General features: G+C 69.9%; 17 protein-coding genes. 3 read left to right on the top strand and 14 right to left on the bottom strand.

Features of this window, described 5'->3' with window-relative positions; genetic code table 11:
- Window positions 1-3: 3 nt before the first annotated feature.
- The 3 genes from R8F63_07000 to gltB form a co-directional block, all read right to left on the bottom strand.
- Window positions 4-2,772, bottom strand: coding sequence for a hypothetical protein (locus R8F63_07000; protein ID MDW3218345.1), 2,769 nt, complete (start codon window positions 2,770-2,772; stop codon window positions 4-6).
- 143 nt (window positions 2,773-2,915) lie between these two features.
- Window positions 2,916-4,382, bottom strand: coding sequence for a glutamate synthase subunit beta (locus R8F63_06995; GenBank protein MDW3218344.1), 1,467 nt, complete (start codon window positions 4,380-4,382; stop codon window positions 2,916-2,918).
- 9 nt (window positions 4,383-4,391) lie between these two features.
- Window positions 4,392-9,008 carry a glutamate synthase large subunit gene (gltB, locus tag R8F63_06990; protein MDW3218343.1) on the bottom strand — a complete coding sequence of 1,539 codons (4,617 nt, stop codon included), beginning with the start codon at window positions 9,006-9,008 and terminating at the stop codon, window positions 4,392-4,394.
- Between the two features lie 149 nt (window positions 9,009-9,157).
- Between gltB and R8F63_06985 the strand changes: the two genes are divergently transcribed.
- Window positions 9,158-10,438 (top strand): M18 family aminopeptidase, encoded by a 1,281-nt coding sequence (locus R8F63_06985; protein ID MDW3218342.1) that lies wholly within the window; start codon window positions 9,158-9,160, stop codon window positions 10,436-10,438.
- On the opposite strand, the gene R8F63_06980 is transcribed toward R8F63_06985, so the two are convergent.
- The 6 genes from R8F63_06980 to R8F63_06955 all read right to left on the bottom strand — a co-directional run bounded on the left by R8F63_06980 (window position 10,428) and on the right by R8F63_06955 (window position 18,597).
- Complete coding sequence (locus tag R8F63_06980) at window positions 10,428-11,999, bottom strand: TrkH family potassium uptake protein (protein MDW3218341.1); 1,572 nt, start codon at window positions 11,997-11,999, stop codon at window positions 10,428-10,430. The genes R8F63_06985 and R8F63_06980 overlap by 11 nt on opposite strands.
- On the bottom strand, window positions 11,996-13,480 hold the full coding sequence (locus R8F63_06975; GenBank protein MDW3218340.1) for a potassium transporter TrkG: 1,485 nt from the start codon (window positions 13,478-13,480) through the stop codon (window positions 11,996-11,998). The genes R8F63_06980 and R8F63_06975 overlap by 4 nt, the downstream gene beginning before the upstream one ends.
- Before the next feature lie 20 nt (window positions 13,481-13,500).
- On the bottom strand, window positions 13,501-14,844 hold the full coding sequence (gene trkA / locus R8F63_06970) for a Trk system potassium transporter TrkA (GenBank protein MDW3218339.1): 1,344 nt from the start codon (window positions 14,842-14,844) through the stop codon (window positions 13,501-13,503).
- A 33-nt stretch (window positions 14,845-14,877) separates the two neighbouring features.
- Entirely contained in the window at window positions 14,878-15,483 is a 606-nt protein-coding gene (locus R8F63_06965; protein ID MDW3218338.1) for a 5-formyltetrahydrofolate cyclo-ligase, read from the bottom strand.
- A gap of 109 nt (window positions 15,484-15,592) precedes the next feature.
- A complete protein-coding gene (locus R8F63_06960; GenBank protein ID MDW3218337.1) occupies window positions 15,593-17,779 on the bottom strand; it encodes a sodium-translocating pyrophosphatase in 2,187 nt (728 codons plus the stop codon).
- Between the two features lie 71 nt (window positions 17,780-17,850).
- Entirely contained in the window at window positions 17,851-18,597 is a 747-nt protein-coding gene (locus R8F63_06955) for an alpha/beta hydrolase (GenBank protein MDW3218336.1), read from the bottom strand.
- A 177-nt stretch (window positions 18,598-18,774) separates the two neighbouring features.
- On the opposite strand from R8F63_06955, the gene R8F63_06950 reads away from it, so the two are divergent.
- Window positions 18,775-19,233: a hypothetical protein gene (locus R8F63_06950; GenBank protein MDW3218335.1), complete on the top strand. Its 459-nt coding sequence runs from the start codon at window positions 18,775-18,777 to the stop codon at window positions 19,231-19,233.
- Between the two features lie 31 nt (window positions 19,234-19,264).
- Window positions 19,265-19,789 (top strand): hypothetical protein, encoded by a 525-nt coding sequence (locus R8F63_06945; protein ID MDW3218334.1) that lies wholly within the window; start codon window positions 19,265-19,267, stop codon window positions 19,787-19,789.
- Here the strand turns inward: R8F63_06945 and R8F63_06940 are convergent.
- From R8F63_06940 to R8F63_06920, 5 genes are all read right to left on the bottom strand, one after another.
- Window positions 19,779-20,879 carry a Zn-dependent alcohol dehydrogenase gene (locus R8F63_06940; protein MDW3218333.1) on the bottom strand — a complete coding sequence of 367 codons (1,101 nt, stop codon included), beginning with the start codon at window positions 20,877-20,879 and terminating at the stop codon, window positions 19,779-19,781. The genes R8F63_06945 and R8F63_06940 overlap by 11 nt on opposite strands.
- Before the next feature lie 9 nt (window positions 20,880-20,888).
- Entirely contained in the window at window positions 20,889-21,377 is a 489-nt protein-coding gene (locus R8F63_06935) for a nuclear transport factor 2 family protein (GenBank protein ID MDW3218332.1), read from the bottom strand.
- Complete coding sequence (locus tag R8F63_06930; protein MDW3218331.1) at window positions 21,374-22,231, bottom strand: carbohydrate kinase family protein; 858 nt, start codon at window positions 22,229-22,231, stop codon at window positions 21,374-21,376. Before R8F63_06930 ends, R8F63_06935 begins: the two co-directional genes overlap by 4 nt.
- Before the next feature lie 20 nt (window positions 22,232-22,251).
- Window positions 22,252-22,854 carry a DivIVA domain-containing protein gene (locus R8F63_06925; protein MDW3218330.1) on the bottom strand — a complete coding sequence of 201 codons (603 nt, stop codon included), beginning with the start codon at window positions 22,852-22,854 and terminating at the stop codon, window positions 22,252-22,254.
- An 87-nt stretch (window positions 22,855-22,941) separates the two neighbouring features.
- On the bottom strand, window positions 22,942-24,114 hold the full coding sequence (locus R8F63_06920; GenBank protein ID MDW3218329.1) for a peptidoglycan DD-metalloendopeptidase family protein: 1,173 nt from the start codon (window positions 24,112-24,114) through the stop codon (window positions 22,942-22,944).
- Window positions 24,115-24,298: the final 184 nt, after the last annotated feature.

Here is a 24,298-nt window from a genome sequence, read left to right as displayed (position 1 = left end):
TCCTCAGCTCCGTCGGTTCGACTGGTCAGGATCGGATTCGGGTCCGCGTCCCTTGCGGAGGCCGGCTCGATATCGCGAAAGCATCTGCCGGACCTCTTCGGGGGAACGGTTGGCCGTGGGTGCGACCGCCTCCGGAGCGGCCGGTCCCGTCGGGGTCGGCGTGGCGCCCGGCGCGTAGCGGGACTCCTCGGGGACGTCGATCTGCTTCGGCGTGCGGCGGATGAGGCCCGCACTCGTGACGGCCTGGGGCACGGCGCCGACGGCGGCCGGGTCGCGCGTCGGGAGGGGTGCCGGTGCGTCCGGCGCCGGGGTGACGGGCAGCTGCTGCGTCGGCGCCGGATCGGCCGCGGGCGGGGTCGGTGCGACCGGTTCGGCCGGGGCACCACCGTCGATCGGCGCGAAGAGGTCGGCGTCGGTGTCGGCCGGCGGGCTGCTCGGTGACCCGAAGGCGGCGAAGAGGTCGGCCCCCTGGTCGGCGGCGGGCTCGGGGGCGGGCTCCGGGGCCGACGCGGGCACACGGGTCGGGAGTGCGGCGGCGGGCGCCTCCGGCTCCGGTTCGACGCCGGCGATCGGCTCGGCCGACGCCGAGGTCGGTTCGGGGGTGGTCGGACGCCGCATCGGCAGCTTTCCGAGCTCGTCGGCCCCCAGGGGCGGAGTCGGCGCCTCGGCGACCGGTGCCGGCTCGGACGTCGGTTCCGGCGAGGGCTCGATCGTGGGTTCCGGCGAAGGCTCCGGCTCCGGGGTGGGCTCCACATACTGCGGCGTGCTGTCGCCGAAGGGGTTTTCGGACAGGTCGGCCGGGGCCAACGGGTCGAGCATCGGGGGTGCCGGGGTCTCGTCGACCGGCTCCTCTTCGACGGCCTCGGTCTCGGTGATCGCCGGCGTCTGGTCGAGTTCGGTGGAACCGACCATCTCGGCGGGGATCGTGATGACCGCGGTGACGCCACCTTCTGCGCCGGCGGTGAGCTGCACGCCCACGCCGAGGCGATGCGACAGGCGCGAGACCACGGTGAAGCCCAACGAGCGGCTGAGGTCCAGGCCGACGAGCGGCGGCTCGGCCAGGGTCTTGTTCGCCGCGGCGATCTGCTCGGCGCTCATGCCGATGCCCTTGTCGGCGAGGGTCAGCTGGTAGCTGCCGTCGGCGATGCGGTAGCCGATGACCTCGACGTCGACGTCCGGCGGGGAGAACTGGGTCGCGTTCTCCATCAGCTCCGACATCAGGTGGGCGAGGTCGACCGCGACGGAGCCGGCGACCGTCGACGGATCGACGGACATGAGCTGGATCCGACCGAAGTCCTCGATCTCACCCATGGCGACACGGAGCACGTCGACGACTTCGACGGGGCGGCCGCGGCGGCGGGTCGGCTCGGCACCGGCCAGCACGAGGAGCGACTCTGCGTTGCGCCGCATGCGGGTGGCGAGGTGATCGAGGCGGAAGAGGTTCTCCAGCTGGTCCGGGTTCTCCTCGCGGGACTCGAGCTGGTCGATGAAGTCGATCTGTCGATCGAGGAGGCTCTGGTTGCGGCGGGCCAGGTTCACGAAGATGTCGGAGATGCCGCGCCGGAGCAGATCGCTCTGCTCCTCGGCGACGTCCATCGTCACCTGCTGGATCTCCGAGATCGCGTGGGCGAGCTGGGCGACCTCGTCGCGGCCCTTGGCCTCGATCGGCGTGAGGACTGGCGCCTCGGCGCGACCGGCCGAACGCAGCGACTCCACGAGAGCCGGAAGCTCCTCGGTGGACAGCTGTTCGGCGTTGCGGGTCAGACGGATGAGCGGGCGGCTGATCGAACGGCCGACCGCCACGGCCATGACGAGGGTGAGGAGGGCGACCGAGCCGGCCAGGATGAGGAACGACTGCGCCTCCTCGTTGGCAGTGGTGGCCGCGAGCTGGGCGTCGGCCACGGTGGCGGTCACCGACTGGTCGATGAGGCCGTTGAGGGCGGTGAGCTGCTCCTTGCCCTGCTCGAGCCAGGTGAGCACGCCACCGACGCCGGGGTCATCCATGTACGACTGGATGTCGGCCAACACGTCGACACGGCCGGGCACCGGGCTCGGAATCTGACCCGACTCCTGGAGCGCGACGAACTGGGTCACGTACTCGGCGTCGGCGGTCGCGTTGAAGGATGCGATGGCACGCTCTGCGTCCTGCTCGGCCTCGCTGACGCGGGTCAGACCGACGGCATCCCACTCGCCCTGGAAGATGGCGTCGGCGCCGACCGAGGTGATCGACGCGTACGACGACTGGATCGTCAGCAGCTCGTTGAGGTTCGTGAGGGCTCGGAACAGCTCGAGATCCGCAGCCTCACCGGCGAGCAGCATCGTGTTGTCGTCGATCGAGCGGCTGGCGCCGGCCAGAAGCGTCCCGGTGACCGAGTCGGTCCCGCGGTCCGGACCGATCGTCTCGGGGAGCCGACTGGTGATGTCGTCCAGGGAGGCCACCAGGTCGGGGTTCTCGAGTTCACCGCGGACACGGGTGTAGGACTCGACCCAGCGCTCGAGCTGGGCATCGGTGTTGAGGCGCTCCTCGCTCAGGAGGTCCGCACCCACGAGCGAGAGGCGCTCGACCTCGAGCAACCGGATGCGCTCGACCTGGATGGACAGAGAGAGATCCGCACCCGCATTGGCGAACTCGGCGATCCGAGCTTCTCGTTCCTGATGCGTCGTGGCTTCGGTCCGGTCGATGATCCCGGCGTACGCGAACACCATGACGGCGACGAGCGGGGTGGCGAGTAGGAGGAGGAGCTTTCCTCGTACCTTGATCCTCTTGAGCATGCGGGCCTCTGAGCGTCACGGCACCCACGGCGGGTGCCCCCCGCTCAATTCGGCCGTTGCCCAGAGGAATTAAGGGCTCCGGGCAATCCTTCCTGCCCAGAATGACCCGTTCGGCCCAGATCCGGGCCGGATCGCGACGGCGTTCACCGAAGCGGTGCTGCGGTCGGGGTGATCGGTGACGGGAGCTGGGTGGCCGTCGCCATCAGCCACTCGTCGACGGATGCCGCGGCCGAGCGACCCTCCGCGATCGCCCAGACGATGAGACTCTGGCCCCGGCCCATGTCACCGCACACGAAGACGCCGTCGACGTTCGTGGACCAGCGGTCGTCGCGAACGACGTTGCCCCGGCCGTCGAGCTCGACACCGAACTGTTCGGTCAACGCGCCCTGTTCGGGGCCCGTGAATCCCATCGCGAGGAGGACCAACTCGGCCGGGAAGTCCTCTTCGCTCCCGGCGATCGGCTCGAAACTCATGCGGCCGTCCTCGACGACCTGCTCGACGCGGACCGTGCGCAGGAGCGTGAGGTTGCCCTCGTCGTCACCGACGAATTCCACGGTGTTGATGGCGTACTCGCGCTCGCCACCCTCCTCGTGGGCGGAGCTCACCCGATAGATCATCGGCCAGGTCGGCCAGGGGTTCTCCGCCGGACGCTCGTCGGGTGGGCGGGGCATGATCTCGAACTGGTGGATCGAGGCGGCACTCTGGCGCAGCGACGTGCCCAGACAGTCGGCACCGGTGTCGCCGCCACCGATGATGATGACGTTCTTGCCCTCGGCGGTGAGCGTCGGTTCGTCGAGATCGCCCTCCTGCACGCGGTTGGCGATCGGCAGGAACTCCATCGCCTGGTGGATGCCCTTGCACTCGCGCCCCGGAATGGGAAGGTCCCGCGCCTGGGTGGCCCCGCAGGCGAGCACCACCGCGTCGTACCCGGCTCGCAGCTCGTCCGCGGTGACATCGGTGCCGACCGCGACGTTGCAGCGGAACTCGGTGCCCTCGGCTTCCATCTGGGTGAGGCGCTGATCGAGGTGGCGCTTCTCCATCTTGAATTCCGGGATGCCGTAGCGCAGGAGGCCGCCGGGACGGTCCGCCCGTTCGTACACGACGACCCGATGGCCGGCTCGGGTGAGCTGCTGAGCCGCGGCAAGCCCGGCGGGCCCGGAGCCGACGACGGCGACGGACTTCCCGGTGGAGACGACGGGGATCTCCGGGGTGATCCAGCCCTCGGCCCACGCCCGGTCGACGATCTCCACCTCGATCCGCTTGATCGTGACGGGGGGCTCGTGGATGCCGAGCACGCACGCCGTCTCGCAGGGGGCGGGGCAGAGGCGGCCGGTGAACTCCGGGAAGTTGTTCGTGGCGTGCAGTCGATCGATGGCGTCGTGCCAGTGACCCCGGTACGTCAGGTCGTTCCAGTCCGGGATGATGTTGCCGAGGGGACACCCGTAGTTGCAGAACGGGATGCCGCAGTCCATGCACCGGCTCGCCTGCGTGCGCAGCGCGTCCTCGGGAAAGTCGTCGTAGACCTCCTTCCAGTCCTTGAGCCGGACCGGCACCGGGCGCCGCGTGGGCAGCTCCCGGTCGTGCTTCATGAATCCGCGGGGATCAGCCATCGTCGCTCCTCAGCCTCGCGAGGCGGCCATGATCGCCTCGGTCTCGTCCTCGCCCGCGTCGCGGGCGGCGGCTGCTGCTTCGAGCACCCGGCGGTAGTCGGTGGGCATGACCTTGACGAACTCGCCGGCGGTGGTGCCCCAGTCGGCGAGGATCCGGGCGGCGACCTCGCTGCCCGTCTCGTGGCGGTGCTTCTCGACGCGGTCGCGCAACCACTCGAGGTCGTCGTCGTCGAGCGGCTCGAGCTCGACCATCTCGGTGTTCACCCGCTTCGGGAACACGCCGTCAGGATCGTGCACGTAGGCGATCCCGCCGCTCATGCCGGCCGCGAAGTTGCGACCCGTCGGTCCGAGGATCACGGCCCGGCCGCCGGTCATGTACTCGCAGCCGTGGTCGCCGATGGCTTCGACGACCGCCGTCGCGCCCGAGTTGCGGACGCAGAAGCGCTCCCCCACTGCGCCGCGCAGGAAGACCTCGCCGCCGGTGGCTCCGTACAGGATGACGTTGCCGGCGATGACGTTCTCCTCGGCGACGAACGTGGCGTCGTCCGGTGGACGGACGACGATGCGGCCGCCCGAGAGGCCCTTGCCGACATAGTCGTTGGCGTCACCGGACAACCGCAGCGTGATGCCCTTCGAGACGAAGGCGCCGAAGCTGTTGCCGGCGGAGCCCGTGAAATTCACGACGATCGTGTCGTCGGGCAACCCCTCGCCGCCGTACTTGCGGGTGACCTCGAACCCGAGGAGCGTGCCGACGGTTCGGTTGACGTTGCGGATCGGGATGTCGATGGTGACGGGCCGGCCGTCCTCCAAGGCCCCTTCCGCCAGCTGGATCAACGTCTGGTCGAGGGCCCGTTCGAGGCCGTGGTCCTGTTCCTTCCACTGATGGCGACGTGATTCGCGGGCGATCTCCGGCAGGTGCAGAATCGGCGAGAGGTCGAGCCCCTCGGCCTTCCAGTGGTCGACGGCATCGCTGACATCGAGCGCCTCGACCTGGCCGATGGCCTCGTCGAGGTTCCGGAAGCCGAGCTCGGCGAGCAGCTCGCGGACCTCCTCGGCGATGTACTCGAAGAAGTTGACGACGAACTCCGGCTCGCCGCTGAACTTCTCTCGCAACTCGGGGTTCTGGGTCGCGACCCCGACCGGGCAGGTGTCGAGGTGACAGACCCGCATCATCACGCAACCCATGACCACGAGGGGCGCCGTCGCGAAGCCGAACTCCTCGGCACCCAGCAGGGCGGCGATCATCACGTCACGGCCGGTCTTCAACTGTCCGTCGCATTGCACGACGATCCGGTCGCGTAGATCGTTGAGCAACAGCGTCTGCTGGGTCTCGGCCAGGCCGAGCTCCCAGGGCGCACCGGCGTGCTTGATCGACGTCTGGGGCGAAGCACCCGTTCCGCCGTCGTGACCGGAGATCAGGACGACGTCGGCGTGCGCCTTCGACACGCCGGCGGCGACAGTGCCCACGCCCACCTCGGCCACGAGCTTCACGTGGACGCGCGCCTTGGGGTTGGCGTTCTTCAGGTCGTGGATCAGCTGGGCGAGATCCTCGATCGAGTAGATGTCGTGGTGCGGAGGCGGCGAGATCAGGCCGACGCCCGGCGTGGAATGTCGGGTCTTGGCGATCCACGGGTACACCTTGTGCCCCGGGAGTTGACCGCCCTCGCCGGGCTTCGCGCCCTGGGCCATCTTGATCTGGATGTCGTCGGCGTTCACGAGGTACTCGCTGGTGACCCCGAAGCGACCGCTCGCGGCCTGCTTGATCGCAGAGCGCCGGAGGTCGCCGTTCGCGTCCGGCGTGAACCGGTCGGCGTCCTCACCCCCCTCACCCGTGTTCGACTTCGCGCCGAGCCGGTTCATCGCGATCGCGAGGGTCTCGTGGGCCTCGGCCGAGATGGACCCGTAGCTCATGGCCCCGGTGGAGAAGCGGCGGACGATCGAGGCGACGGACTCGACCTCCTCGAGCGGCACGGAGGGCCGCTCGGCCGAGCGGAACCGGAACAGGCCGCGCAGGGTCCCCAGCTGCTTCGCCTGGTCGTCCACGCGGCCGGTGTACTCCTTGAAGATGTCGTAGCGGCGGTCACGGGTGGCGTGCTGGAGCTTGAAGACGGTCTCGGGGTTGAAGAGGTGGTACTCCCCTTCCCGGCGCCACTGGTACTCGCCGCCGACCTCGAGGGTGCGGTGGGCCCGCTGGGTGGGGTTCGCCGGGAACGCGAGCCGGTGTCGCGCCGCGACCTCCTCGGCCAGCACGTCGAGTCCGACGCCGCCGAGTCGGCTGACGGTGCCGGTGAAGTACTCGTCGACCAGACCGGCATCGAGGCCGATCGCCTCGAAGATCTGGGCGCCGGTGTAGGACGCCACGGTGGAGATGCCCATCTTGGACATCACCTTGAGGATGCCGAGACCCGCCGCCTTCACGTAGTTGGCGTGGGCCTGCTCCGGATCCATTGTGCGGGCCAGATCGTGGTCGCCGTTGGCGATCATGTCGTCGATCGTCTCGAACACGAGATACGGGTTGATGGCGTTGGCGCCGAAGCCGAGGAGGAGGCAGATGTGGTGGCACTCACGCACGTCGCCGCTCTCGACGACGAGACCGGCCCGCGTGCGCGACTTCTCGCGTACCAGATGGTGATGGACGGCGCTGGTGGCGAGGAGGGACGGGATGGCCGCCTCCACCTCGTTGGTGCCGCGGTCCGAGAGGACGAGCACCGTGGCGCCACCCTCGATGGCCTGGCTCGCCTCGGTGCGGATCCGTTCGAGTCCGGCCGCGAGTCCCTCCGCGCCGTCCGCGACGGGGTAGAGCGTGGAGATCACCTCGGTGCGGAAGCCGTCGGGACCGTCGACGCCGTCCAGGGCGACGAGCCGGGCGAGATCGCGGTCGACGATCACCGGGTTGTCGAGATGGATCGTCCGACAGGCATCGGGCGTCGGGTCGAAGAGATTGCTCTCGGGCCCGACGCGGGCGAACGTCGAGGTGATGAGTTGCTCGCGCATGGCGTCGAGCGGCGGGTTCGTGACCTGGGCGAAGAGCTGTTGGAAGTAGTCGCTCAGCTGGCGGGACCGACTCGACAGCACCGCGATCGGCGTGTCGGTGCCCATCGAGCCGATGGCCTCCTTGCCGCTTCGTGCCATCGGCGAGATGAGGAGCTTCTTCTCCTCGATCGTGTAGCCGAAGGTCTGCTGACGCTGCACGAGCGTGCCTTCCTCACCGTCGCGCGGTGCCCCCTCCGGAAGGTCGGCCAGGGTGACGAGATGCTCGTCGAGCCATTCGCCGTAGGGCCGGGCGGCGGCGAGGCGCTCCTTGATCTCGGTGTCGCGCACGATCCGCCCCTCGGCGGTGTCGATGAGGAACATGCGGCCCGGCTGGAGGCGGCCCTTCTCCACGATCGAGTCCTGCGGGATCTCGACCACGCCGACCTCGGAGGCCATCACGACGAATCCGTCGTCGGTCACCCAGTAGCGCGACGGGCGCAGGCCGTTGCGGTCGAGGACCGCCCCGATGACGGTGCCATCGGTGAACGCGATCGAGGCCGGGCCGTCCCAGGGCTCCATGCGGGCGGCGTTGTAGCGATAGAACGCGGTCGTGTCCGGGGCCATCTCCTCGTGGTGCTCCCACGGCTCGGGGATCATCATGAGCACGGCTTCCTCGAGCGGATAGCCGCCGAGGACCAGCAGTTCGAGTGCCTCGTCGAAACCGGCGGTGTCGGAGGCCCCGGGGGTGCAGATCGGGAAGGCCCGTTCGAGCCCGGGGAGGTGGGGTGAGTCGAGCAGCGCCTCGCGGGCCCGCATCCAGTTGCGGTTGCCCTGGATGGTGTTGATCTCGCCGTTGTGGGCGACGTAGCGGTACGGGTGAGCGAGCGGCCACGAGGGGAAGGTGTTCGTGGAGAAGCGGGAGTGCACCAGTGCCAGGGCGCTCTCGACCCGCTCGTCGGTGAGTTCGGGGTAGAACGCAGCCAACTGGGGGGTGGTGAGCATCCCCTTGTACACGATGGTCGATGCGCCGAGGGACGGGAAGTACACGCCGTCGTGGGCTTCGGAGGCACCGCCCATGGCCTCGTTGGTCTCGTCCGGTCCGGCGGGGACGGAGATCTCGTGCTCGATCCGCTTGCGGGCGATGAAGGCGCGCCGGTCGAGGGCGATGCCGGACAGCGGATGTCCGTCGGCGTCGGTTCCCTTCAGGAAGATCTGGCGGAACGTGGGCATCGTCATGAGCGATGCCGACCCGAGCATCGACTCGTCGATCCCGACGTCGCGCCAACCGATGACCTCGAGGCCCTCTTCGTCCATGATCCGCTCGACGGCCTCGGCCGCGACCATGGCCACGTCGTCGTCCTGCGGGAGGAACGCGATACCGGTGGCGTACTCCCCCTTCGGCGGAAGTTCGAACGGCAGGACGTCGCGGTAGAAGCGATCCGGGACCTGGATGAGGATGCCGGCACCGTCTCCGGTGTTGATGTCGGCGCCCTGGGCGCCGCGGTGTTCCATGTTGCACAGGGCGTTGATGCCCTTCATGACCGTGTCGTGCGTGGCGCGGCCGTGGATGTCGCACACGAAGCTGACGCCGCAGCTGTCGTGTTCGTTACGGGGGTCGTACAGGCCCTGTTGGGGCGGCAGATCGCCGGCCATGGTGTCTCCTCGGGGTCTCCAGATGTGCAGGGAGCGGCCTGCACGGTGCGGAGCTGGGACGACATTGGCCCGGCTGCCAGAACGAGAAACGCTACCGATTCTCGCCTGTGGACGACCAACTCGGGTCGTCACTGGGTCATCATAGGCCCATGCGCGCCCCTGACCTGTCCGTTTCCCGTCGAGTCGCCTCCCTGATCGACGCGTCACCCACGCCGTACCACGCGGTGGCCACAGCCGCCGCGGCGCTGGACGCGGCGGGATTCCGGGAGATCGCGCCGGGCGATGCCCTGCCCGCACGGGGGTCGCACTACACCCGTCGCGGCGGCGCGCTGGTGGCCTGGAGCGTCGGCGAACACCACGCTGCGGCGTCGCCGGTGCGCATCGTCGGGGCCCACACGGACAGTCCCAACCTGCGGATCAAGCCCCAACCCGACACGGGAACCGCCGGTTGGCGTCAGCTCGGTGTCGAGATCTACGGCGGCGTCCTGCTCAACTCCTGGCTCGACCGTGACCTGGGCCTCGCCGGCCGGATCGCGGTGCGCGACGGTAACGGGACCACCACGCGGCTGGTCCGCGACGACCGCCCCCTGCTGCGGGTGCCACAGCTTGCGATCCATCTCGACCGCGACATCCGGGAAAAGGGCCTGCTGCTCAACCCGCAGCACCACATGGCGCCCGTGTGGGCAACCGGCGACGCACCGACGTTCGCCGCCTATCTGGCCACGCTCGCCGATGTCGACGAAGCCGATGTCGTCGCGTGGGACATGATGGCCCACGACGTCACTCCGGCGGCGCTGACCGGACTCGACGAGCAGTTCCTCGCATCGGCGCGCATCGACAACCTGCTCTCGTGTTTCGTCGGACTGGATGCTCTCGTCGCCGCGGCCGCCGATGCCGGAGAGAGCATCCCCATGCTCTGCCTCTTCGACCACGAGGAGGTGGGCAGTGTGTCGAGCTCGGGCGCGGCATCGCCCCTGCTCAGCGACGTTCTGGACCGCATCGGGGCGGCCCTCGGTGGTGACCTCGAGAGTCGCGCCACGAGCCGCGCCGCGAGTCTCGTCGTGTCGGCCGACGGCGCCCATGCCACGCATCCGAACTTCGCGGACCGCCACGAGCCGGACCACCGAGTCGCGGTCAACGCCGGGCCGGTGCTGAAGATCAACGCGAACCAGCGCTACGCGACGGACGCGGAGTCCGCCGCGGCGTTCACCCTCGCCTGCGAACGGGCCGAGGTGCCGCTGCAACGCTTCGTCACGCGGACCGACCTGGCGTGTGGTTCGACCATCGGACCCGTCTCGGCCGGGCAACTCGGCATAGCGGTGGTGGACGCGGGCTGCGCCCAACTCGCCATGCACGCGGCCCGGGAGATGTCCGGCAGCCACGATCCGGGCTGGTTCCTCGCGGCCCTGACCGAACTCCTCAGCGCGTGAGGGAGTCGCTGATCGCCCGGTAGGGCGCCGCGAACATCAACAGCATCGGGAAGATCTCGAGCCGACCGATCAGCATGAACGCGGACAGCACCAGCCGCGCGGGTTGCGGGAACGCGTCGGAGAAGCTGGCGGTGGGCCCCGCCTCGCCGAGGGCCGGGCCCATGTTGCCGAGGGCGCCGATGATCGCGCCGATCGACTCCTCGAATCCTCCACCGAGCCCGGTCAGGAGTGCGACGCCGACCGAGATCAGGAGTATGTACAGCAGGAAGAACCCGGCCATGCGGCTCACGATGTCCTCCGCCACCGCGATCTTGCCGTGCTTGACCGGCAACACCGCCCGCGGGAGTTGGGTGCGCCGGATCGAACGGATCGTGTGACTGAACAGGACCTGTACCCGCATGACCTTGATGCCGCCGGAGGTGGACCCTGTCGAACCGCCCATCACGAACAGGAAGAGGATGACGATCTGCGCCCCCGCTGCCCAATGCACGAAATCGCCCGGCGAGCCGGCTTCCGTGGCGTTGCCGAACCCGGTGCTGGTGCCGAGCGAGAGGGCGTTGAAGACGCCGTAGCGCAGCGAGTCGGCGACGCCGACGACATTGTCGGCCTCGTCCAGCCACAGGACCGCGACGATCACGGCGCAGGCGACGAAAAGGATCGACAGATACGCGCGCAGTTCGGAGTCGCGCGCGTAGAAGGACAGGCCGCCGCGGGCCGCTCGCCAGTGCAGGGCGAAGTTGATGCCGCCGTAGAGCATGCCGGCCATGATCGCGATCTCGACGGCGAGCGAGTCGTAGTGGCCGATCGACGCGGCGTTCGGGGAGAACCCGCCCGTCGAGGTGGTGGTGAGGGCGTGGGCGACGCTGTCGTAGAGGCCCGGGCCGGGAATGATGAAGAGCACCAGTCCGACGGTCAGGGTGAACAGCACGTAGATGACCCACAGCTGGCGCGCCGTCTCCGAAACCCGCGGCGCGAGCCGGTCGGACGAGGGTCCGGGGGCCTCGGCGGCGATCAGATCCAGTCCGCCGACGCCGAGGAAGGGCAGGACGGTGACGGCGAGCACGACGATCCCCATGCCGCCGTACCACTGGGTCGCCTGGCGGTACATCATCAGGCCGCGGCCGGGGCTGTCGAAGTCCGTCAGTGCCGTGGAACCGGTGCAGCTGAACCCGGACGCGGCCTCGAAGACCGAGTTGACGACCTGCTCCCAGAAGTCGGCGCCACCGGGCGCGAACGTGCCGGCGAACAGGAACGGCAGGGCGCCGACCAGCGTCATGCTCAACCACGTCCAGCCGACGGCGGCGAACACGTCGCGGGTGCGCACGGGTCCCGCGCGGGTGCCCGACCAGAGCCCGATGCCGAGGCCACCGCAGATCAGGGTGGAGACGAGAAGCGCGCCGGTGTCGACGTTGGTCGACGCGAGCTCGATCACGGTCGCGATCGCCATGCCGACGGAGACGAACGTGAGCGCGATGCCCGTGACGTGCAGCGCGGTGTTCGGCCGGCCTCGGGCGGGAGCCGCGAGCTCGACGGGATCGCGTAGGCGCGCCCGGGAGATCATCGCCGCACCATTCGTCGAAAGCCTCGGCGCAATCGGCGCACCGCATCGTTCTCGATCCGGAAGGCATACGAGACGGCGAGCAGGAGCGGCAGGATGGTGAGACGGCCGGCGAGCATGAACGGCAGCAGCACGATCCGCGCGGCCGGCGAGAAACTCGACAGGTCGCCGAAGGCGCCCGGGCCGATCCCCGGACCGTGGGTCGAGACCACGGAGATGCCGGTGTAGACGGCCGGCAACACGTCCTGGCCGGTGAACGCGAGCAGGGTTGCCGCGGCACCACAGACGCCCAGGTGGCCGATCTGGTAACCGGTGGTGCGATCGAGGGTGCGTTCCTGGATCGGCTCGCCGGCCTGCTTGACCACGACGACCGAGTTCGGGTCCAGTTGGCGCCGCATCTCCCGTCGCGCGAACCCGACGAGGGTCCACGCCCGGATGAGGCGGAGTCCGCCGCCGGCACTGCCGGACATCGCGCCCGTCCCGATCAGGACCAGCAGCACCATGAGTACCGAGTCGGGCAGCAGGGTCCACTCCCCGACCGCGAAGCCGGTCGTCGACAAGGCGGACACGGTGGTGAACACCGCCTCGCCCGCCGACGCCTCGCTGCCGAGGGCGACGACGACGCTCGCCCCGGCCAGGAGGCCGAGGTAGAGACGCAGCTCGGTGCTGCGCCACACCGTCGTCCGGCGCCCCCGGACCGCCCACCACATGAGGGCGTAGCTCGCCCCGCCGACGAGCATCCCCAACACGGCCACGGTCCGCGGACCGGAGCCGAAACCGACGAAGGAGTCGGCCCGCGTCGAGAAACCGCCGGTGGACGCGGTGCTGAAGGCGTGGGCGATGCTGTCGGTCGCGCCGAGGCCGGTGGCCGCGTAGCCCACGGCGATCAGCGTGGTCACGGTGAGATAGATGAGGATGATGCGCCGGCGTCCGATCAGCGGGGTCGGCGCGATCTGCTCGGCGACATGACGTGCCCCCTGGCTCCCCGGCATCGCGCCGCGCAGGATCAGGGGCAGGGTGACGACGCCGACGATGATGCCGAGCAGCCCGCCGACCCACTGGGTCGAGGCCCGCCAGAGCTGCATCGGGACCGACAGCGTGCTCGGGTCGAGGGTCGTGAGCGAGGTGGTGCTGAAGCCCGCGGCCGACTCGACGAGGGCATCGTCGACCCGGTCGATTGTCCCGGTCACCAGATAGATCGTCGCCCCGATCAGCACGAGGAGGACCCACGAGATCGCGAGGCCGGTGAGGAGCCGGCTGGGTGAGGATCGGTGCCGACGTACGAGCGACCGACGGGCGAGGATCCCGACGCTCATCGCGGCGAGGCCGACACCGATCAGCAGGAGGCCGTCGCCCCCGTCGTCGAACAATCCGGCCGCGCCGCACGCCACGCTCACGGTGCCGAGGGCGAGACCGGCGTCGGCCGCCGCGAGCCGCGAGTAGCTGCTCGCTCGGCCGCCCTGCAGCTCCAGGGGGTCGCGCATCCGCGGCCGGCGCAGCGTGGTCACCCCAGGACTCGGTGGACCTCGTCGACCGCTTCGGGCATCGCGAACGCCACGATGTGGTCTCGACCTCGGAGTCGGCTGCGACCCCGGGCGATCTGCGCCTTCCCGTCCCGCACGAGGGCGCCGATGAGCACGTCCTTGGGTAGCCCGAGGTCCTTCACGAGCGCACCGTCCGCAGGGCTGTTCGGCGCCACTTCGAGCTGGAGGACCTCGGCGTTGCCCTGGAGGAATGTGGCGACGGCGGCGACGTCACCGCGCACGAAGCGCAGGACGCCGTTCGCGGTGGCGGTGCGGGGCGAGAGGGCGACGTCGATGCCCGCCTCGCCGAGCAGCGACAGCAGGGCGAGACGGTGCACGGTGGCGACGGTCTCGCCCGCCCCGGCCGACTTCGCGTAGAGACAGGCGAGGATGTTCGCGTCGTCCTCGCCGGTCAGCGCGACGACCATGTCGTAGCGGCCGACATCGGCCTCCATGAGGAGGTCGGCATCGGCGATGTCGCCGTGGAGGACCAGCGTGTCGTCCAGTCGTTCGGCGAGTTGGCGGGCCCGTTCGGGGTTGCGCTCGACGATGACGACGTGCACGCCGCGGTTGGTGAGCCGGTCGGCGAGAATCTCCGCGGTGCGCCCACCGCCGAGGAGCATGAGGCGGTTGAGACTCCCGCGGTCCAGTCCCAGGAGTTCGATGACGAGTCGTCGGGCCCGCTTCTTCACCGCGACGCGGAGGTGGTCGCCGGCCTCGAGTCGATGATCGCGGCGGGGAATGATGGTTTCGTCGCCCCGACCGATCGATCCGACGACGAAGTCCCAGTCCGGTTCGAACTCCTCGCCGATCTCCTTGAGGGTGCGGCCGACGAGAGGCGCGTGCTCGGGGAGTCGGGCCCCGATCACGATGACCTCGCCGTTGGCCATGTGGGCCACTTCGTCGGCACCCGGATAGTCCAGGAGTTCGAGGACCTCCTCGGCCGTCTCCGCATCGGGATCGATGACCAGGTCGGCGCCCGACGCCTTCCGGAGGCTCTCGGCCTCCGGACCCCGGAGTTCGGCGGCCTCGATGCGAACGATCGTGCGCTCGACGCCGATCGACTTGGCGAGCAGCGAGGAGATGAGGTTGACCTCGTCGTCGCTCGTGACGGCCACCAGCAACGCTGCGTTGGCCACGCCCGCGCGTTCGAGCGTCTGCGGGTGGGTTCCGCTGCCGGCCACGGTGAGGACGTCGAGGTCGTCGGCGAGTTGGCGCAGCCGCGACACGTCCATGTCGACGATGGCCACGTCATGTCCTTCGCGACTCAACCGGTCGGCGACATAGGAACCGACCTCGCCGGCTCCGACCACGATCACGTGCACCGCCCTTTTCTACCCGCTGAAACCGCGAACGGGTCAGATGGCGGGGTCGAGCACCCCGGGCCGGAACTCGACGACCTCGTCCTCCGTGACGACGGCGTCCAGCGGCTGGTCCCACGCTTCGCTCGGGATGGCGTCCACCTGCTGGAAACCGTGGGCGATCCCGATGACCACCGGGCGGTCGGCGCCGCAGCCGGCGAGGGCACGGTCGTAGAAGCCGGCACCCTGGCCGAGGCGGTTGCCGGCCGCGTCGAAGGCGACCAGGGGCGCCAGGATGACGTCGTGGAGACGGAGCGCGACCACCTCGCCGTCCGTCGGTTCGGCGATACCGAACGAGCCCGGTGCCGTTGCCTGTCCCTCTGACCAGCGGACGAACTCCAGATGCTCCCCCACAACCCGCGGCACGGTCACCACGGCACCGCGTTCGGCGAGCAGGATGAGTGCGGCGTCGATGTCGAGTTCGCCGCGCACGGCGCGGTAGCCCGAGATCGTGAACGCGTGGCGCAGCACCGGGATGCGGGCCAGGCGGGCCATGACGGCCATCGACGCGGCAGCCTGGTCATCGGGGTCCAGCGCGGCGCGTCGCCCGCGCATGGTGGCGCGCAGTGCTCTCCGCCGCTCTGACGCGTCCGCATCGCTCATCGCGGAAACGGTATCGGGCCGGGCGGGTTCGTCGAATGAGCCGATCGCCCCGAAAACGGAGAATGGACAGGGGTCAGACCCCTGTCCATTCTCTCGGCGAGCGCTTTGCTCAGACGAAGGCGCTGGCGAAGACGAGCGAGACGATCGTCATCACCTTGAGCAGGATGTTCATCGCCGGACCCGAGGTGTCCTTGAAGGGGTCACCGACCGTGTCACCGACGACCGCGGCCTTGTGCGGGTCGCCGCCCTTGCCGCCGTGCGCACCGGCCTCGATGTACTTCTTGGCGTTGTCCCATGCACCGCCCGCGTTCGCCATGAAGATGGCGAGGGCGAAGCCGGTCACGAGCGCACCGGCGAGCAGGCCGCCGAGAGCGTTGATGCTGATGAAGCCGACCACGAGGGGCACCACCACGGCGAGGGCGCCGGGGATGATCATCTCCTTGAGGCTGGCCTCGGTGGAGATCGCCACGCAACGAGCGGAGTCGGGCACGACGCCCTCCTTGCCTTCACGCAGGCCCGGGATGTCGCGGAACTGGCGACGCACTTCCTCGATCATCGCGTTGGCCGCACGGCCGACGGCGTCGATGGTGAGCGCGGCGAAGAGGAACGGAAGACCCGCACCGATGAAGAGGCCGATGAACACGTCGACCTCGCCCACGTTGAGGCTGAGCAGCTTGCCGGCCGCGTCTTCGACGGCGAGCTCGCCGGCGAGGACCTTCTCGGTCACCGCGTCGGCGATCGCGAACTCGAAGCTCTTGAACAGGGCCAGCGCGGTGAGCGCCGCCGAGCCGACGGCGAAGCCCTTGGCGATGGCCGCCGTGGTGTTGCCGAGCGAGTCGAGCGCGTCCGTGACCTCGCGGACCTCCGGGTCGAGCTCGGCCATCTCGGCGATGCCGCCGGCGTTGTCGGCGATCGGGCCGTAGGCGTCGACCGAGACGACCACGCCCGTGGTGGCGAGCATGCCGATGGCGGCCACGGCGATGCCGTAGATGCCGCCGAATCCCTGCTCGCCGAACGTCTGCTCCCCGCCCCACTCCGCGATGAACACGCCGACGAGAATGAGGAGAACCGACGCCGCGACGGAGATCATGCCGGCCGAGATGCCGGACAGCACGGTGGTCGCCGGGCCGGTCTCGGACTGGGCCGCGATCTTCTTGACCGGGCCGAAGTGGTCGGAGGTGTAGTACTCGGCGGTCTTGCCGAGCGCCCAACCGACGAGCAGGCCGCCGATGACGGAGATGGCGATGCCGTACGGCTTGTCGAACGCCTGCCCCCCGCCGGGGTTGACGACATCGGTGTCGCCGAACAGCCAGTAGGCCACGCCCAGGGTCGCCACGAGGGTGATTCCCATGGCGACGTTGGTGCCCATGTGCAGCGCCCGGCTGAGCGACTTGGAATCGGTGCTGTCGCCGCCCTTGACGAGGAAGGAACCGATGATCGACGCGATCATGCCGACGAAGGCGATCGCCATCGGGAACACGAGGAGCGGAAGGGCGAAGTCGCCACCGGCCCAGTTGGTGGGCTCGAGCGCCTCGGTCTCCTTCGCCACCAGGGCCAGGGAGAAGGCGGTCACCGAGATCGGCGCGATGATCGAACCGGCGTAGGACTCGAAGAGGTCGGCGCCCATACCGGCGACGTCACCGACGTTGTCGCCCACATTGTCGGCGATGGTCGCCGGGTTGCGGGGGTCGTCCTCGGGAATGCCGGCCTCGACCTTGCCGACGAGGTCGGCACCGACGTCGGCGGCCTTGGTGTAGATGCCGCCGCCGACACGGGAGAACAGGGCGATCGAGCTGGCGCCGAGGCCGTAGGCCGTGACGATCTCGAACGCCTCACCGTGCTCGATGATCTCGACGAACACGATGTAGACAGCCATCAGGCCCGCCAGGGCCAGTCCGGCCACGGCGAAGCCCATGACCGCACCGCCGCGGAACGCGATGGGAAGGGCCTTGCCCGGCCCGTCCTTGGCCGCCTCGGTCGTGCGGGCATTGGCCATGGTGGCGACGGTCATGCCGGCGTAGCCGGCGCCCGCGGACAGCACCGCGCCGATCACGTAGGCGACAGAGGCGAACGGGGTGATCACGATCGCGATCAGGACCAGCATCACGACGACGAAGGCGGAGACCCAGGTGTATTCCTGCTTGAGGAATGCCTTGGCCCCCTTCTGGATCTCGGTCATGAGGAAGACCATGCGGTCGTTGCCCGGCGGGGCGGCCTCGACGGCCTTGTAATAGAAGCCGGCCAAGGCGAGCCCGGCTATCGCCGAGATCAGGGCCAGATAGGGAACGGCGCTCACGAATACTCCTGTTCGTCGCCTCGTGGTGCGGTCATCCGGGTGTGAACAACCGCGTCAAAGACCGGGACACGCTACCGACTCGTGTCCCGCGACGCCCACTCGACGACGATGTCCGCGAGTTGGCGCGCGTGGTCGATTCCGGAGAAAAGATGGTCGGCACCCTCGACGACCGCGATGTCGGCTCCGCCGGCGGCGGCGAGCGCCCGGGTCTGGCTCCGGTCGACGATGGCGTCGGCTCCGGCCTCGACCACGAGCATGGGCCGCCCGAGGCCGGCCGCGGCGTCCAGCACCGAGTGATCGTCCAGGTCGTCGAGGAAGCCCGGATCGAGGGCGAACGGTCGGCCGCCAACCGTGATGGTGAAACGGTCGTCACGCTCGTCGGCGTCGGACGGGAGCAGGGCGCGTATGTGCCCGACATCGGACGGCGAGGCGACGCAGATCACCCGGTCGACCGTCTTGAGGGACGCGGCTGCGAGCACGGCGGCGGCGCCGCCGAGGCTGTGGCCGAGCAGCAGACACGGACCGATTCGCTGCGCGAGCATGGTGAGCGCCGCCCGGCGGAGGTCACCGACATTGGTGCTCACGGTCGTGCCTGCGAAGTCTCCTCCGCTCTCGCCGAGGCCGGTGAAGTCGAAGGCGAAGCTCACCCAACCTGCGGCCGCGAGGGCGTCAGCGAGCCGGGTCATCGTGTGGAGGTCCTTCGAACAGGTGAAGCAGTGCGCCATCAGGACGCTGCCCCGCGCAGCCCCCTCGGGGCGGCGAACCACTGCGGCGAGCTCGTGGCCCCCACTTCCGACGAAACGAATGGTCTCCGGCACGACGGGCGACACTAGGTCAGGCATGCCCTGCGATCGCGCAAACCCACGGAGGGTGGTGACTTTGGCTACCCGCCGTCGAACTCCGGTGACGGTTCCGTAACGAAGGGTCGACAGCCCTGATCGCCGGGAACCAGACGGTCGATGGGAGGGACGGAGACACACGTAGGGAGATTGCAGATGCTTTCGATCGGACGATCAGCGCAGACCACTCCCGTCGCGAGCGGCGGGTGGGCAGAGCTCCTCGACGCCGAGGAGCGCCATGTCGCGAAGCAGGGCTTCGGCGCGGGCGTGCTCGTGATCCACTACGGCGGCGAACTCCTTCGCCACGCCGACGAGGACACGCGAGCCGTGACCGAGGCAGCCGTGCTTGCGATCATCGACCGACACCTCGGCTGGACGGATCGCGCCGAGTTGATCGCCCCCGGTCGCCTCGGTGTCGTCACCGTGCCGATCGACGGTGCCCTGACGTTGTCCCGCCGAGCTCGCGAGCTCCATCGTGACCTGCGGGAATGCGGTCTGGACATCGACGTGGCGTACAGCGTCCGCCGGCGCAGCGGCGGCCTTCCGGCTGCGGCCGCTCGCGCCGACGCCGCCCTCGACACCGCGCTGGCCCGTCGAGCCAAGAGCCGAGGCTGACCCCGACCCCTTGCTGGGCCACACTGGCCCGGTGGACATCGGACGAGCCCGCGCCTTGTTGGGCGTGACGGCAGCCGCGGACGAGGTCGTCCTGCGCGCGGCCCATCGCTCCCGCATTCGTCGCGCCCACCCCGACGCCGGGGGCAGCGACGGGGCCGCGGCCGAACTCAATGAGGCGCTCGCCCTCCTCCTCGATCCCCCGGCCGCCGCTCCCCCGGCCGAGCCTGCGCGCGCGACCGCGACCCCTGCCCCCATCCCGACGGATCTCGAGGACGCCGACCGGGTCTTCGTCGTCGATGACCCGGCCGATGATCTCCTGGCGCGCCTCGCCGAGGCGGGCCACGGCGTTGGCGAGGTCGTGTTCGTCGATCCCCATGTCGGCCTGCTCGAGATCGTGGTCGGTCAGGCACCCGCGGTCGGCCAGCTCGCCGTGATGGTGGGCGCGCCCGGTCTCGACGGGACGCCCGTCTCGTTCACGCTCGAACCGCTCGGCGTCACGCCCGCCCCGCCGATCGGCGACGTCGTCGCCGCGCTCATGGATGCGCTCAGGCGCTGAGGTCGAGGACCGTTCGGATCCCGTCGGCCGCGTGGAGACGGGCGATGCCCTCGTTGACGTCGCTCAGGCCGAGGCGGTGGCTCACCATGCCCTCGAGGTCGAGCCGGCCGTTGCGCCACAGATCGAGAAGCAGCGGGATGTCGCGGTCCGGCCAGCAGTGACCGAGCAGGCTGCCGATGAGGCGCTTCTGCATGGTCATGAAGAGGACGGCCGCGTTGATCGTCACGTTCTCCTCGAACGGTGAGGCACCGACCATGACCGTGGTGCCGCCGACGCGGGTGTTCTCGATGCCCTGTTCGACCAGGGCGACGCGGCCGGCTGCGTCGAACGCGTAGTCGACACCCATGCCCCCGGTGGCGTCCGCGACCGCAGCGTTCAGGTCGTCGCTCGTCGGGTCCACCAGCACCGTTGCCCCGAACGACGACGCGACCTCACGGCGCGCCTCGACCGGGTCCGACACGATGATCTCGGTCGCGCCGGCCACGACGGCCCCCTGGACGATCGCCTGGCCGATGCCGCCCAGACCCATCACCAGGACGCTCGAGCCCCGCTGCACGTCGGCACTGTTGAACACCGCGCCGACGCCCGTCTGCATCGCGCAGCCGATCACGCACGCGATCTCCAGGGGGATGTCCTCGGCGAGCTTCACGGCGCCGGTGGCGGACACGACGGTCTTCTCCGCCCAGCCACCCACGCCCAGGCCCCGGTAGACCGGCGCGCCGGCGCGGGAGAACGGCGTGCTCCCGTCCGGTCGGGCGTTCATCGCGAAGGAGAGGGCATCGGGGCACGCCGTCGCCTCGTGACGGGCACAGGCCGGGCAATGACCGCAGGGTGCCAACGGGGTGAGCATGACGTGATCGCCGACGGCGAGGTGGGTCACGCCGGGACCCACGGCCTCGACGACGCCGGCCGCCTCGTGACCGAGAACTGCGGGCATGGCGTGGCCGCTCTCCTGCACCGTCACGTCGGAGTGACAGATGCCGCAGAATCGCACGTCGACCAGCACCTCGCCGGTGCGGGGTTCCTCGATCTCGAGATCGTCGACGATCTCGAGCGGGGCGTTGGCTTCGGTCAGCAGGGCGGCGCGCATGCGCGCAAGCTAGTGCCGGTGACTCGGGTCGTCAGGTCCGGCGCTCCCCCGGGCGAGCGTGTCGGGGACGGACCACCAATCGCCTTCGCGGTCCACGCGCGACCAGTCGGTGATCGCCAGGCGCGTCGCGATCCGCCACCCGTCGCCGCGCTCCTCGAACCGGTCGAGATAGCGAAACCCCGTCGTCAGGTTGCGGTGGTCGGGGCCGCCCGGCGTCCGGTGAGCGGCGATTCCGTATGTCTCGACCCGGGCCACGTCGTCCGACTCGAACTCGAACGTCGACTGACCGAGGAAGTGAAACGTCGAGTCGTAGCCGGCCAGGAGTTCGAAACACCAGGTCAGGAAGTCGTCCATGCCGCGCGGTCCGGTGCCGTGGTCATCCGTCGCGTCGGGGTGGAAGCACGCCGTGACGAGGTGACGGTCCCGCCGGTCGATGCCGCGGCAGTACGTGGCCAGCACGTCGCTGATGGCTTCGCGGGGAGTCGGGGCGGTGCTCATGGCGCCGTTGCGGTCGGGCCGAAGTTCCGCAGCACGCTCGCGGCCACGCGATGACCCGCGTGGGCGGCGGACGCTGGATCGGCGCCCGATCGGCGCGACCGGAGGAAGCCGGCGATGAACCCGTCGCCCACGCCGGTGCGGTCGAGCACGTCGTCGAGTGGGGGCACCTCGACGGAGGTGGTGCCGCTGCGGTCGATCACCAACGTCGGTCGACGACCGTTGGTCACGACCGTGGTGGCCGCACCGTCGATGCCACTGCGGGCCCGGAGGTCGAGCGCATGGTGTTCGGCGCGGTTGAGGATCACATGGGCGGGCTCGAGCGTGCGACACAGCTCCAGGAAGGGATCGGTCCCGAAACTCTCGAGCTCGGCGAGCGTCGGTCCACTGAGCGTCACCGGTACCCGGCGCTCCGTCGCCTCGCCGAGCAGTCGGTCGACCGCGGTGGCGAGGGGGTCGTCGGTGACGGCGGAGGCCGCGAGGTAGAGCTGTTCCGCGCCGTCGAGACATGCGGGGTCCAGCCGGCTCAGCCGCCGCGATGCGCCGCGGTCGATCATGCGGCTCCGCCCCCCGCGTCCGATCATGGTGATGATCACGCCCGTGCCCCCGGCGAACGCGACCCGGAGGTCGACCCCGCGGCGCTCCAGATCCTCCGTCAGCGTGCGGCCGACGTGGTCGTCGCCCACCTGTCCCACGAAGCGCACGTCACTCCCCTGCTCCGCCGTGATCGCGGCCACGTTGGCGGCCGAACCGCCGCGCACCCTCGCCGCCCGCACCGGGATGTCCCCGCCGCGTCGGGGGTCGGTGCGCAGCTGTACCAGTACCTCTTCCACCAGGTCTCCCACGCACACGAGCACGGGGGCAACCTAGTGCGGGCTCAGGCGTCGCTCCCAGGATCGGCCGGCAGGACGATCTCCCCCTGGCGTTCGGTCATCGCGGCGATGGGCGACGGAACCGACGGGGCCGGGCCGGTGTCGGCGACTTCGATGGACGCGGCGATGCGGGCGAGATCCTCGGCCGCGGACCGCAGCGAGTCGGTGCGGGCCCGCAGCTCCGCGTCGATGCGCCGCATCTCCCGACCCCGGGCTTCGGTGAGTCGGCCCATCTCCGCGTAGCGCTCCCGTCCTTCGCCGTCGAGGGCGCGGACGCGCTCCTCGGCGTCGGCCGTGAGGCGGGTTGCCTCGGTGCGCGCCTCCTGACGGATCTCGGCCGCCTCGGCGTGGGCCTCGGCCAGGATCGCGTCGGCTCGTTCCCGCGCGTCCTGCAGCGCTTCGTCGACCGACCGTTTCGTCGCCCGGAGCACGAGGTCCAGCGACTCATCGGGATCGTGCGTCTCGCGCTCGAGATAGGTCCCCACCTGCGACTTGATCAGGGCGAGATGATGATCCACGGCGGCGGGGTCGTAGCCCCGTCGCACCCGATCGAACTCCCGCACGAAGCTCGACACGTCCAGCGCGAACCGTCGGTCTCCAGCGCCCATACCCATACCCCTCCGTGCGTGGCGATGACATGCCATCTCGCCACGGTGCGTCGACTTCGTGACGCAGCGTGAGAACCTAACCGGATATCACCCCGGAAGGAAAAGTTCCGGGTCCTTCGGTTCGCCGTCGACGCGGGTCTCGAAGTGGAGGTGGGGGCCCGTGCTCCATCCGGTCGATCCGATCAGCCCGATCACCTCGGCCTGATCGACCCACTCGCCGTCGCTCGTGCGGATCTCGCTCATGTGCGCGTAGAGGGTCGCGACGTTGCCCTCGTGCTGGATGATGACGGCGTTGCCGTAGCCGCCCTTCCATCCGGCGAAGATGACTCGGCCCTCCTTCGCGGCCCAGATCGCCTGACCCTGCGGGGCGCCGATGTCGACACCGGAGTGGACGCGGGTCGAACCGAAGATCGGGTGGATGCGCGGTCCGAATCGCGATCCGACCTGACCCTGGGTCGGGAGGATGAACCCCTCGACCGACGCCGCACCGGGGTCGCCGGGAGCGAACCCCAGCTCCTCGGCCTGCTTCTCCTTGATGAGATCGGTGAACTCCTGGGCCTCGCGGGCTCGTTGGTCCGCCTCGCGTTCCCACTCCTCGATCCGGTCCTGGAGCTCGGCCTGGATGCGGGCTTGGGTCTTGCGCCGCTCCTCCAGCTCCGCCAGCTCGTCCGCGAGTTGGTGCTGGAGCGCATCGGCCTCGGCTCGCGCCTCCTCGCCGGCGAGGAGATGGAGGTCCCGCTCGACCTGCACGACGCGCAGCTCGTCGAGGAGGTCTCGGTCCGACCCGGCTGCGAAGTCGAGTAGCGACAGGCGGATCGCGGTCTGGTTGAGATCCTCCGACGTCAACCACGGCTCGAACTCCCGGTTCGTTCCGACGAAAGCGTCGACTGCTCGCTGCTGGATCTCCGCTTCGGTGCGGAGGATGGCGCCCGCCGCGGCGTCCGCGGCCCGTTCGCGGGATTCGACTTCGGCCTCGGCCGCCTCGAGCTGCTGGCGGGCGGCGGCCACCTGGACCGTCTGGTTGTCCACGGCGGCCTGGATCTGGGCGAGCACCTCGGCGATGCGCTCGTCCTCGAGTTCGAGCAGTTCGAGCGCCTCGAGGGCTTCGGCCTCCGCGTCGCGGGCATCCTCGCGTTTCTGCCGGATGTCGCCGATCGAGTCGTCGTCCTGCGCCGCCACGGGGCCGGCGAGCAGGGCCGCGGCGACGGCGAGCGCCAGGAGCAGGCGGGGAGCGATTCGGTGGGTGCGCGGAAACGGCATGACAGGTGGGCGGCCCCCGCCCACGGGACCGCGTCGTTGCAGGGTACCGGTCGCCGGTGTGACAGACGTGGCACTCGATCGCGGCGGAACTGGGCGCGTTCGGTGGTGGACTGTGGGCGTGTGCCCTCCCGAGACCGATCCCCGGTCGTTTCACGTACCCGCGACGACCCCGTCGCCCGAACCC

The sequence above is a fragment of the Acidimicrobiales bacterium genome (assembly GCA_033344915.1).
Taxonomy (GTDB): domain Bacteria; phylum Actinomycetota; class Acidimicrobiia; order Acidimicrobiales; family Aldehydirespiratoraceae; genus JAJRXC01.
The sequence above is the reverse complement of the archived record's forward strand: the minus strand, read 5'-3'. Positions and strand labels throughout refer to the sequence as shown.